The organism is Acinetobacter sp. ANC 4973 (assembly GCF_002135275.1).
In the GTDB taxonomy this organism is placed as follows: Bacteria; Pseudomonadota; Gammaproteobacteria; order Pseudomonadales; family Moraxellaceae; genus Acinetobacter; species Acinetobacter kyonggiensis.
In genome coordinates this window covers 22,096-34,563 of the sequence record NZ_NEGM01000010.1, presented here as the reverse complement: position 1 = coordinate 34,563, position 12,468 = coordinate 22,096, and the positions used below count along the sequence as shown (strand labels likewise).

At 45.3% G+C, this 12,468-nt stretch carries 7 protein-coding genes; 4 read left to right on the top strand and 3 right to left on the bottom strand.

The features are described 5' to 3' along the window. Positions 1-7: 7 nt before the first annotated feature. From B9T30_RS12450 to B9T30_RS12435, 4 genes are read left to right on the top strand one after another with little or no spacing between them, the layout of a single operon-like run. Entirely contained in the window at positions 8-1,216 is a 1,209-nt protein-coding gene (locus tag B9T30_RS12450) for an efflux RND transporter periplasmic adaptor subunit (protein ID WP_086185277.1), read from the top strand. Positions 1,217-1,219: 3 nt separating this feature from the next. Then, a complete protein-coding gene (locus tag B9T30_RS12445; protein ID WP_086185276.1) occupies positions 1,220-4,303 on the top strand; it encodes an efflux RND transporter permease subunit in 3,084 nt (1,027 codons plus the stop codon). Next, the gene (locus B9T30_RS12440; protein ID WP_086185275.1) at positions 4,300-7,404 is read left to right on the top strand and encodes an efflux RND transporter permease subunit; all 3,105 of its coding nucleotides are present in this window, start codon (positions 4,300-4,302) and stop codon (positions 7,402-7,404) included. The genes B9T30_RS12445 and B9T30_RS12440 overlap by 4 nt, the downstream gene beginning before the upstream one ends. Positions 7,405-7,415: 11 nt before the next feature. Beyond that, the gene (locus tag B9T30_RS12435; RefSeq protein ID WP_086185333.1) at positions 7,416-8,819 is read left to right on the top strand and encodes an efflux transporter outer membrane subunit; all 1,404 of its coding nucleotides are present in this window, start codon (positions 7,416-7,418) and stop codon (positions 8,817-8,819) included. 283 nt (positions 8,820-9,102) lie between these two features. Here B9T30_RS12435 and hchA read toward each other — a convergent pair whose 3' ends face one another. The 3 genes from hchA to B9T30_RS12420 all read right to left on the bottom strand — a co-directional run bounded on the left by hchA (position 9,103) and on the right by B9T30_RS12420 (position 12,459). Further along, on the bottom strand, positions 9,103-9,972 hold the full coding sequence (gene hchA, locus B9T30_RS12430; RefSeq protein ID WP_086185274.1) for a glyoxalase III HchA: 870 nt from the start codon (positions 9,970-9,972) through the stop codon (positions 9,103-9,105). 214 nt (positions 9,973-10,186) lie between these two features. Beyond that, positions 10,187-11,536, bottom strand: a complete 1,350-nt coding sequence (gene chrA / locus B9T30_RS12425) for a chromate efflux transporter (RefSeq protein WP_086185273.1) — start codon at positions 11,534-11,536, stop codon at positions 10,187-10,189. Beyond that, a complete protein-coding gene (locus tag B9T30_RS12420; protein ID WP_086185272.1) occupies positions 11,533-12,459 on the bottom strand; it encodes a chromate resistance protein ChrB domain-containing protein in 927 nt (308 codons plus the stop codon). The genes chrA and B9T30_RS12420 overlap by 4 nt, the downstream gene beginning before the upstream one ends. Positions 12,460-12,468 lie beyond the last annotated feature (9 nt).

The following is a 12,468-nucleotide window of genomic DNA, read 5'->3' as shown; positions in this document are numbered from 1 at the left end:
GTTGTTCATGAGTGATCTAACTGAAAATTTAAACCACCAAAAAAAGCCTCTTGCCCCTAAATTTAAATATTTAACTGGATTGATTCTTATTCTGGCTTTGGGCGCAGGCTATGGGTATTGGGCAGCCGCATCTTCTAAGCCTACAGAGGAGTTTAGCCAATGGAGTAAGCCTGTTCCAGTGCGGGTCGTTGCGGTTGAGCGCCGTGATTTAAGCGTTGAATTAAAAGCCATTGGCACGGTTATTCCTGCGCATACGGTAAATGTTCAGAGTCAGGTTTCGGGCACGTTGCAACGTATTTATTTTCAGGAAGGCCATTTGGTTAGCAAAGGTCAATTGCTAGCGCAAATTGATCCTGCGCCTTTTCAGGTGGAATTGGCTCAGGCGCAAGGCACGCAGCAGCAAAATTTGGCGCAGCTGCGCAATGCCGAAACTGAGCTGGCGCGCTATCAATTGCTATTTAAGCAGGACTCGATTGCGAAACAACAGGTGGAGCAGCAGCAGGCTTTGGTGAATCAACTGAAAGGACAAATTCAGGCCAATCAGGCACAAGTGGATGCCGCGAAACTGCAATTGTCTTATACCAAAATTTATTCTCCCATTGCAGGGCGAGTTGGATTTAAGCAAAAGGATGCCGGTAATTTAATTCAGGCCAATGAAGAAGCTGGCTTAGTCACCGTGACGCAGGTTCATCCAATTTATGTGCAGTTTGCGGTGGCGGAAAACTATTTAGACACCTTGCGCACAGCAGCCGGCAAAGGGCAAAAAGCGCAAGTCAGCGTATGGGACAAAGCCGAACAAAAGCAATTGGCTTTAGGACAGGTACAGGCTTTGGATAACCAGATCGACCTCAATACTGGCACATTAAAATTAAAAGCGGTATTTGATAACCGCGATGATGCGCTGTTTCCGAATCAGTTTGTCAATATTCGCTTGAATGCCCAAACCATTCGGGATGCGGTCAGTATTCCGAATGATGCTATTCAGCATGGTGCAAAAGGCACTTATGTCTATGTGATTAATACTCAAAATAAAGCTGAAATACGCATGCTGAAGTTGGGCGTGACTTCGCAGGGCCAAACCGAAATTTTAGCTGGGCTAAATGGAACAGAACGTGTGGTCTTAGAGGGGATAGATCGGCTATCGGATGGGCAGGAAGTACAAATTGTGCAGAACAGTCCGCAAGCGGTTGTTTCAATTCCACCGACTGCTGGATAAAGCATGAATATTTCACGTTTCTTTATTCTGCGCCCCGTTGCCACAATGCTGCTGATGCTGGCGTTACTGTTCAGTGGGCTGCTGGTATGGCGTCTTCTACCAGTTTCCGCCTTGCCACAGGTGGATTATCCGATTATTCAAATTTATACCTTTCAGCCGGGTGCCAATCCAGATACGGTGCAGCGCACGGTGACGGTGCCGTTAGAACGGGAAATGGGCAAAATTGCGGGCTTGAAGCAAATGTCTTCGAACAGTTCAGTCGGAGCATCGGTCATCACGCTGCAATTTGAATTAAGCGCAGAACTGGGTGTGGTGGAGCAGGAAGTACAGTCAGCACTCAGCACAGCCAGCAGCAAACTGCCTAGTGATTTACCTACACCACCAATTTATCGCAAAGTTAATCCAGCCGATGTTCCGGTTATTACGCTGGCGGTCAGCTCCAAAACTTTACCGCTCACTACTGTCTATGACATGGTAGATACACGGGTTGCGCAAAAACTGTCACAGCTTTCAGGGGTTGGTATGGTCAGCCTTGCTGGCGGGCAGCGTCCAGCCATACGGGTGCAGATGAATCCTGCTGCTTTGGCGGCTTATAAAATGAGCGCTGAGGATGTCCGTGCAACAATTAATGTGGCCAATACCAATCAGCCCAAAGGCAGTTTTGATGGGCCTTACCGCACCACCATGCTAGATGCCAACGACCAAATCCGCTCTATTACGGATTATGAAAATCTGATTTTACGCTGGAACAGCGGCGCACCGATCCGCCTAAAAGATGTCGCGAAAGTGATTGAAGGCAGTGAAGACCGATACATGGCGGCATGGGCGGACAGCCAGTCTGCCATTCTGGTTAATGTGCAGCGTCAGCCGAATGCCAATGTTATTCAGGTGGCGGATCAAATTAAGCAGGTTTTGCCAGAACTACAGCGTAATCTGCCTAAAAATGTGCAAATTAGGGTACTGACAGACCGCACGGAAAGCATCCGCAGCGCCATTCAGGATGTACAGAAAGAGCTGGTATTTGCAGTTTGCCTTGTGGTGATGGTGACGTTCCTGTTTTTAAGAAACCTGTCTGCCACTATTATTCCGAGCATTGCGGTGCCACTGTCAATCATCGGCACCTTTGTGCTGATGCATTTTCTTGGCTTTTCGGTCAATAACCTGACGTTGATGGCTTTAACCATCGCTACAGGATTTGTGGTGGATGATGCCATTGTGATGCTGGAAAATATTGCACGGCACCGCGAATTGGGGAAAAGTCTGCTACAGGCTGCGCTCAAAGGGTCGAGGGAAATTGGATTTACCTTAATTTCTTTAACTATTTCGCTGATTGCCGTGCTGATTCCTTTGTTATTTATGGGCGATGTTGTTGGTCGGCTGTTCCATGAATTTGCTGTGACTTTAGCAGCGGCAATTGGCTTATCACTTATTGTATCTTTAACTTTGACCCCGATGATGTGCGCTTATTTGCTTAAAGATGCAAAACATGCGCCACGCCGTAGCCGCTGGAGTTTGGATCGGATTATTCAGCGCTATGGTAAGGCACTGCAATGGGTATTTCAGCATCAGGCACTAATGCTTGCGGTGATGCTTGGCACCGTAGTTTTGGCTGGCGCATTGTACTGGATCATTCCTAAAGGTTTTTTCCCCATACAGGACAGTGGGGTCATACAGGTGGTGACCGAAGCACCAGATGATATTTCCTTTACGGCGATGGGTGAACGGCAGCAGGCACTGGCCAGCCAGATTTTAAAAGACCCTGCGGTTGAGAGCTTATCTTCATTTATCGGCATTGATGCCAATAATCCAAAACTCAGCAATGGACGCATTCTGATTAACCTGAAAGCGCATGCCGAGCGCGACAGTGCAGATCAGGTCATAGCGCGCCTGAAACAGCAGTTCAGCCATGTGCAGGGAATTAAAGGCTGGATGCAGCCGGTGCAGGAGCTCAGCATTGAGGACAAAATCAGTCGGACTCAATACCAGCTAAGTGTGACCGCAGCCAAAGTGGAAGATTTGCAGCAGTTTAGTCCTATCTTTGTCGAAGCTCTACGGCAGCAGCCAGAGTTCTCGGACGTTGCTAGTGAAGACGGCGGTCAAGGTCTGAAAGCATTTATTGATGTCAACCGCGATGCGGCTGCGCGTTTAGGCTTGAGTATTGAAGATATCAGCCGAGCCTTGCAAAATTTGTTTGCGCAGCGCCAAATTGCCACTTTATATACGCAGGCGAATCAGTACCGCATTGTGCTGGAACTTGACCCCAGCTTGACGCAAGGCATTGATGCGCTGAATCAAACCTATATTCAAAATGCCAGCGGTGAGCCAGTGCTGCTCAGTTCCGTGGCTGTGGTTGTGCAAAAGCGCACTCCAGTTCTTTTGCAGCAGCAGGCGCAGTTCCCCGCCCATAGTGTGTCTTTCAATTTAGCATCGGGAGTTTCCCTTGGTGAAGGCATTCAAGCCATTCACCGTGTTGAAGATTCTCTGAATCTGCCAGCAGAGGTCAACGTGCAGTTACAGGGCGCAGCAGCGGCCTTTGAAAACTCATTGCAGCATACCTTTTGGCTGGTGCTGGCAGCCATTGTGACCATGTATCTGGTGCTGGGCATGCTGTATGAAAGCTTTATTCATCCAATTACCATTCTTTCGACCTTGCCTTCAGCGGCCATTGGTGCGCTGCTGGCGCTGTTTATAGTTGGCCGTCCACTGGATATGATTGCTTTAATTGGCATCATTCTGCTGATTGGCTTGGTCAAAAAAAATGGCATTATGATGGTGGATTTTGCCTTAGCAGCACAGCGTAATGACGGTCTCTCAGCGCAGCAGGCGATTTATCAAGCTGCCTTAATGCGCTTCAGGCCAATTTTGATGACCACGCTGGCAGCTCTCGTTGGAGCCATTCCTCTGATGCTGGCTTCAGGTTCTGGTGCTGAACTGCGCCAGCCTTTGGGCATTGTGATGGTGGGCGGCTTGATTTTAAGCCAGTTGCTGACATTATTCACCACACCCGTAGTTTATCTGTTCTTTGACCGCTTGCAACAAGCCCAGTCGGCAGTGCCAGCCATGAATGAAACGGGAGATGCGCCTTGAGCCTACTTTCCACTTTTATTCACCGTCCAGTGGCCAGTGTTTTACTGGCAATCGCGATTGTGCTGCTGGGTATATTGGCCTATTTTCGCTTGCCAGTCGCGGCCTTGCCGCAGGTAGATATTCCAACTATTGTGGTTCGGGCCAGCTTGCCAGGGGCCAGCCCTGAAAGTATATCGGCTACGGTTGCCGCACCACTGGAACGTGCCATGATGGGCGTTTCTGGGGTAAAAGGCATTAATTCATCTAGCAACCAAAATGCCACACAGGTGGTTTTACATTTCGACCTAGATACTGATATCAACGAAGCAGCGCGAGAGGTGCAAGCAGCCATTAATGCCGCCATGTCGCAGCTTCCTTCTGGCATGCCCAGTCCACCTGAATATTTTAAGATCAATCCGAGCCAAAGCCCGATTTTTTATTTGGCATTCAGTTCAAAGCATCTATCGGCTGGCAAGCTGTATGAAATTGCCAGCAATCAGTTACAGCCAAATTTGGCACAAATTAGCGGTGTTGGTGATGTCAGCATTGATGGGGCATCCATGCCAGCGGTGCGGATTACTTTAAATCCGAATGCGCTGATTTCGCAAGGCATATCACTGGAGCAAGTGCGTGAAGCAATTGTCAAAAGCAATGTGCAGCAGGCTTTGGGTGTGGTGGAAACTCAGCAGCTGCGCTGGCAGGTGGCGCTCTCGGCCAATTTGAAAAATGCTGCGGATTTTGCCAATTTGGTTATTCATCAGCATGGCCAGACCATCGTTCGCCTTAAAGATGTAGCCGAAGTTCAGGATGCGGTAGAGAACCGTTATGTCAGTGGTTTTCATAATGGTGAACCTGCGGTGATTCTTAAAATCAGCCGGCAGCCGAATGCCAATACCGTGGCTGTAATTGAAAAAATTAAACAGAAACTGCCGCAGCTACGTTCGCAGATTCCCGCCGATGCGCAGCTCAGCATTGTGATGGATGGTTCGGAAATGATCCGCGCTGGATTGAATGAAGCGCGTGATACTTTACTGTTTTCGATGCTACTGGTGATTATTGTGGTGGCGTTGATGCTGGGGCGTCTGCAAAGTGCTTTGGTTCCAAGCATTACGATGCTGGTTACCCTGATTGGCGCGTGCAGTTTGATTTATTTGGCGGGTTTTTCGCTGAATAATCTCTCCATTATGGCGGTAATTGTGGCGATTGGCTTGGTGGTGGATGATGCGATTGTGGTGCTGGAAAATATTGAGCGTCACATTGAACAGGGAGAGCCGCCTGTGCAAGCTGCCCTTAAGGGCATTCAGGAAGTCGGCATGACCTTAATTGCCATGAATCTGGCCTTGGCGGTGATTTTTATCTCCGTGCTGTTTATGGGCGGTGTGATCGAGCGGCTATTTAGGGAGTTTTCTTTAACGCTGGTATTTATCGTGCTTTTATCGGTTTTCATCTCGCTGGCACTGACACCAAGTTTGTCGGCACGCTGCCTGAAACCGCTTGAAAGCGCTAAACATAATGCTTTATACCGAATCAGCCAAGGCTGTATGCAGAAACTCAGCCAAGGCTATTTGCATTCCTTAAAATGGATGATCGGGCATAGCTATGTGGTAATTTTACTGTGGGGCAGTGCCATTGCAGCTTCGGTCTATCTATATCAGGCACTGCCGAAACGGGTACTGCCCGAACAGGACACTGGGCGCGTTGAAGCGTTTATCCGCGGTGATGACGGATTTTCTTTCCAGATTATGCAGCCGAAAATTGCGGCGTTTAGCCAAAGCCTGTTAAGCGATCCAGCAGTCAAAGATGTGATCGGCACATCGGGCGGTGCAGGCGGAACAACCAATTCCTTTTTAATGGTGAACCTCAAGCCTAAGGCCGAGCGTGAGGGTAAAGCTTCACATGAAATTGTCGAGCGGATGAAGCAAAATGCGCCGTGGCAGGCTGGCGCAGTTTTTTCAGCATGGGTTGAACAGGAGCTTGAACTGGATGATCCATTTTCCAGTAGCAGCGGTCAAGATCATATGCTACTGCTCCAGTCAGATAATATTGCACTATTACGTGAATGGGCGCCAAAAGTTACCCAAGCGATGCAGAAGCTGCCGCAGTTGGAAGAAGTGGAAACTACGGGCGATGAAGGCGCACAGCATGTCACGCTGGATATTGACCGTGAAGCAGCGCAGCGTTTGGGCGTGAATATTGAAAGCATTTCCAGCGTATTGAACAACTCATTTTCGCAGCGCCAAATTTCCACGATTTATAATCAAAGCAATCAATTTCATGTGGTGATGGAAGTTGATCAGCAGTTTACCCAGCAGCCAGAATCACTGACCAATGTGAAAATTCCAAATCAGCAAGGCGAATATGTGCCGCTCAGCAACTTCGCTACATGGTCTTATGGCATTAGTAATGATCGGGTTTACCGACGTAATCAGTATGCTGCCATGGGCATTGGCTATGTGGTGAAGCAAGGCTACAGTGCTGAACAGGCGGATGCAGCCATTCGCAGCCTTTTGCCAGAAATTATGCTGCCGAATGAGATTTTCATGACCGCAGACAAAGATGTAGAGGCAGAAAGCTTACAGGCAGGATTAAGTACACCATTACTAATTTTAGCAGTGATTGGTCTGATTTATATTCTACTGGGGGTGACGTATGAAAGTGTGATTCATCCCTTGACGATTTTATCCACGATTCCCGCGGTTGCCTTAGGTGCATTGCTGACGCTGTGGTTGTTTAATTTTCAATTCACCTTAATTGCACTGCTGGGTATGTTTCTGCTGATTGGCATTGTGGTGAAAAATGCCATTCTGCTGATTGATTTTACTTTGCAGGAACGCCGTGCAGGAAAATCTGCCCGTGACGCAGTCCTGTCGGCAGCGGCATTGCGCTTCCGCCCGATTTTAATGACCAATACAGCGGCTTTGCTGGGCGCTATTCCTTTGGCATTCAGCTGGGGTGAAGGTGCGGAACTGCGCCAGCCTTTAGGCGTGGTCATTGCTGGCGGCTTAGCGCTGGGGCAACTGCTGACGCTGTATACCACACCCATTATGTATTTGCTGTTGGAAAAAACAGCGCAGCAATTTCAACGATTAAATATAAAAAATGCCTTGAGCTTAGGAAAATAGGAACAATGTGGATGCAGAGTTTGCGCTATAAAAATGCAGTTTGCCTCAGTGGCTTAATGATATTGACAGCATGCGCTTCGACCGCTGTGCTGCGGCCACCAGAATATCAGGTGCCTAAGGTTCAGATAGATGAACAGTATAAATATGCCAGCCTAAACTGGATAGCAACCGATGCGCTACAGCCAATTGAGGCAGATTGGTGGCAGATTTATCATGACCCGACGCTCAGCCAACTGATACAGCAGTTGAATCAGGAAAATTTAAGCCTGCGACAGGCGGAAGCCCGTTTCCGTTATGCCAATGCATTGCTGGAACAACAGCGTGCTGTCCGCCAGCCGAGTTTGGCGCTGAATGCCTCTGCAAACCGCAGTGGCGGAAAAAATGCAGCTTCAAGTGGTCAATTCAGCAGCGAAATTCAGGCCAGCTGGATACCAGATGTATGGGGGCGAGTTGCAAAGGCTATAGAAGGACAGCAAGCCAATCTTGAAGCTTCTGGCGCAGAATTGCAGGCGGTCAAATTAAGCCAGCAGCTGCTGGCCACAGAAGCCTATTGGAATATTCGTGTATTGGATGCGCAAATCAATATTCTTCAGCAAACACAGCAAAGCTATGTCCGTTCAGTGCAGATTTTAAAGAATCAATATGCTGCTGGCATGATTGCGCGTGCAGATGTGATACAGGCCGAAACCCAGCTCAAACAGGTGCAGATACAGCAGCTTGAAAAGCAAAGAGAACGTAATTTGCAAGAAAATATTTTGGCTATTTTACAAGGTCTGGGCGTTGCTCAATTTCAACTGCTGCCACAAAAAATAGTATTTCAAGTACCGAAGTTGCCGACACAACTGCCTAGTCGTTTATTAATACAGCGACCTGATGTCATACGTGCTGAACGTGATTTAGCTGCGACCCATGCGCAGCTGGGATTGGCGCAAACTGCATGGCTGCCAGACGTTAGTATTGGTTTGAACAGCGCTGTGAACAGCCAGATTTTCAGTCAGTTGTTCCAGTCTCCGCAGTATTTATGGTCGGCTGGGCTAAAAGCCGCTGCTGTGCTATGGGATGGTGGTAAAAGAAAAGCCGACATCGCTGCCGCACAAGCAAATTATGATGAAAAATCTACAGCCTATAAACAGGCTGTGCTGACAGGCTGGAAAGAAGTGGAAGATGCGCTGATGCAGTCTGCCAGTTTCAGGCAGCAGCAGGCAGAGCAAGCTAAATTATCGGCGCTGGCTGTGGAAAATGAGCGAGTCGTTACACGGCGCTATAATGCAGGTTTGGTGAGCTATCTGGAAGTGGTGAGTGCTCAAAATTTAAGACTGCAAGCAGAACAGGCTGCTTTAGAACTCAAGCAGTTGCAGCTTAAAAATACAGCACAATTGATTGCAGCATTGGGTGGGAATTACGCTTTGTCTTAATGCTATTTTAATAAATAGAGTCCGCTGCCAATTCAGCCATATAGTGCATTTTAGTTAATCTTAGGGCACAAATAATGTCTGTTAGTTAAAAAATTTAGACATAAATTCTTTAATTTTGATTTTTCATGAAAAAATTTGTGATTTATGTAGGTTATCTAATGACTAAATTCTGCGAAATATACCTTACACATTAAAAGTACAGTATTGATGCGTAAATAGAATCTTATAGGCAATGCATGCATCAAAAAGAGCGCTCAGGCGCTCTTGATTTAACAAAGTTTAACTATTGAACCTCAGCCAAGAGTGCTTGCGCTGCCATTTTACCCAAAGTATTTGATGCCAAAGGACTGTCTCCGGTAATTAACTTACGGTCTTGAATACACTGTCCAGACATTTCTTTATTAACCACTTGGACACCCAACTTTTCTAAGCGATCTGCCAGTAACCAAGGTAATTCGCCCGGCATATAACCAATGTCCAAATTGGCTCCTTGATCCAGTGCATCGGGGAAAACACACATTTTATAACCTTTGAAAATATAGTTTTCGGGTGCTTCATTCAATGCAGCAGCCAATAAACCTGCTGGCCCATGACATAAGGAAATGACAAATTTATCTTTGGCTACTGCCCATTTTAGTAAGGTTTTTAAGTCTTCACTTTCTGGTAGAGCAATTAAAGCCCCATGTCCACCAGGAATAAGAACAGCCAAATAAGGAGAGTTGTCACCTAAACTGCTTTTCAATACATCTGCTAATTTTAAAGGTTTTTTAAACTGAGTTAAGTATTTTTGGAATGTTGCAGGCACGACAGCATCTTCATGTGGCATTGCCCACATTTCAAGTTTAACGGGATTGCCCGATAAAGTGGCAATGTCAATATCAAAGCCCGCACGGTCTAAATGGTACATCGGCAGTAAAGTTTCCACTGGATGATTGCCTGTAGAAAAAAACTTACCATTTTTCATCAATAAATAACGTTCATCGCTTGCGATCATCAGAATTTTTTTATGCCCAATATAAGGCGTTGGATAATCTGTTCCATCAAAATCAGTTTTACTGGCAGTGTATTGGGAAAGTGAATAAGGTGAAGGGAAAAAGGCATTATCTTCAGCTAAGTCAGGGGTTGGATTACGGTCTTGGCTGGTCTGTGCCATGCTGATTCTCCTTTGTTATTGCTTTATCATTTTCAATCTTGTTGCTAGAGTTCTGTCCCACAGCTCATCTATTTAGCATAACAAAGTTTAAAACAGGCTCTGTTTTAATATGTAAATGTATTCTTTAACTCACGACAGAATAAACATTTGGCAATAAAAAACCCTGACATCCTGTCGAGGTTTTATAGCGAAAAATTTAGGCTTCAAATAGAAATTACATTAAAAGTTTAATCGTTAAACCCACTAAAGCAGAACCGATGATGACCCTGAGCACACTTTGATTAAACTTAAATAATGCGGCTACCGCTAAAATAGCAATAATGGCAGAAATATAATCGAAATTCCCCTCAAAACCCTGTGGCCAAAGTACGTGGTAACATAAAAAGAGGGCCAAATTTAAAATGACTCCCACCACGGCAGCAGTAATGGCGGTTAAAGGGGCGGTGAATTTAATTTGATTATGCGTAGATTCTATAATAGGGGCGCCTGCTAAAATGAAGAAAAACGAGAAAATAAAAGTAAACCACGTGACGATGATTGCACCTAATGCACCTGCAATAAATTGATGTTCAGCCCCAAGCAGTGAATGGTTATAAGCTGCTAAGAAACCGACAAAAGCCACCACCATGATCAAGGGGCCGGGAGTACTTTCACCTAAAGCTAGGCCATCAATCATTTGAGTAGGTGTTAACCAATGATAAAAACCAACCGCGCCCTGATAAACATAAGGCAAAACAGCATAAGCACCACCGAATGTCAGCAGTGCAGCTTTTGTAAAAAACCAAGCAAGTTGAGTATAAGAATGACTCCATCCTAAAACTGCTGTTAAAGAAGCGAGTGGAATTGCCCATAAAAGTGCTGAAATTACCGCTATTTTGATTAGATGAGACCATTTAAAAATAGCATGTTCAGGTGTAGGGGTATCGTCATCAATAATGGCACGGCCATAAGATTTTTGACTGGACTGATGTGTATTGAGCATAAATAAATCAGGATACTTTTTACCGACCAGATAACCCGATATCGCTGCACATAAAACAATGAAAGGAAAAGGGATATTCAAAATAAATATTGCCAGAAAAGCCACAACCGCAATCGCCCATAAGAATTTATTCTTTAATGATCGACTACCAATACGATAAGTGGCGTGAAATACAATGGCGGCAACCGCGGGCTTAATCCCGTAAAACAGACCTGCAATGATGGGAACATTGCCATATTTCACATAGACCCAAGACAGTCCAATCAGGATAAAAAGCGAAGGTAGAACAAAGAAAACCCCTGCAATGATGCCACCTTTGGTTTTATGCATTAACCAGCCAATATAAGTGGCAAGTTGTTGAGCTTCGGGGCCAGGTAAGAGCATGCAATAATTCAATGCATGCATAAAACGCTGTTCTGAAATCCACTTTTTTTCTTCAACCAACTCTTGGTGCATAACCGCGATTTGCCCAGCAGGGCCGCCAAAGCTAATAAATCCAAGTTTTAACCAAAATTTGAAGGCTTGCCAAAAGCTGATAGATTCAATTTCTGTTTGATCTGCTAAAGATGGCTTATTATTCATGTTAAATTCCTTTGAAAGTCTGCATATAAGCCATCAAAAATATGGTTTGAAAGATAAAGTAATTGGTCATCATTTGTGATTGTGCTTCTGAGCCCTTGTAAAATCTTTTCAATGCCTAGGGCTTCGGCAGGCTCATTTCCTCCAACATCTAAAAAATGCACAATTTCAGCGATTTTATTTAACGCAGGATTTTGTAATTCAAAGCTATGTATTAAGACTTCAAAGCTGACTAGATTATTCACATGGGTAAATTGGGCATGATCAAAATCAAAACCTAAGGCATCCTTGGGACAATCATTGGGGTGCTCTAACCAAATAAACTTTGCCTGAGGGTCTACAAATTTTTGAATGATCCATGCAGATGCCAAACGGTCAACCCAAGGACGCTTTCTGGTTGCCCAGATTTTATTTTGAAAATCTTGCTTGAATAGGACGTCTAATGGCTGCTCAAAATTATTGGGTTCATCGTATTCACCTAACCGAGCAATGGCATGTTCTAATCGGGTGAGTTCATTTAATGTTTTGCTTTGATGCGTATTGGGGAAAAAATCAATTTCTATCAGTGAATTGAGGTTTTTTCTTAATTTTCGAATCTGTTTCAGATGTTCTTTTTTCTTGTTTTCCTCAAGATTATTTTGTATTTGTAAAATCTCGGTTCTCAGTTCTTCATATTCTCCAGTCCTGTCAAAAATTTGGGCAAGGTCTAAATTTTCAGGAGCTTCGGTCTGAAAGATATAGGCATGACCATGTTCATTGAGATGATCATGAACAACGGATTGGAATTTTTCAGAATGTATTGCTGGTAATAGGTAAACACCATCTCTTAAAGTTGCTGCACCATTTGACTTTAATGAACGCCAAATTCGCATTCTTGCGGTTGTGCTTTGACTGGGAAGTGATGAGATAAGTAATACTAATTTCATGTTATAAAC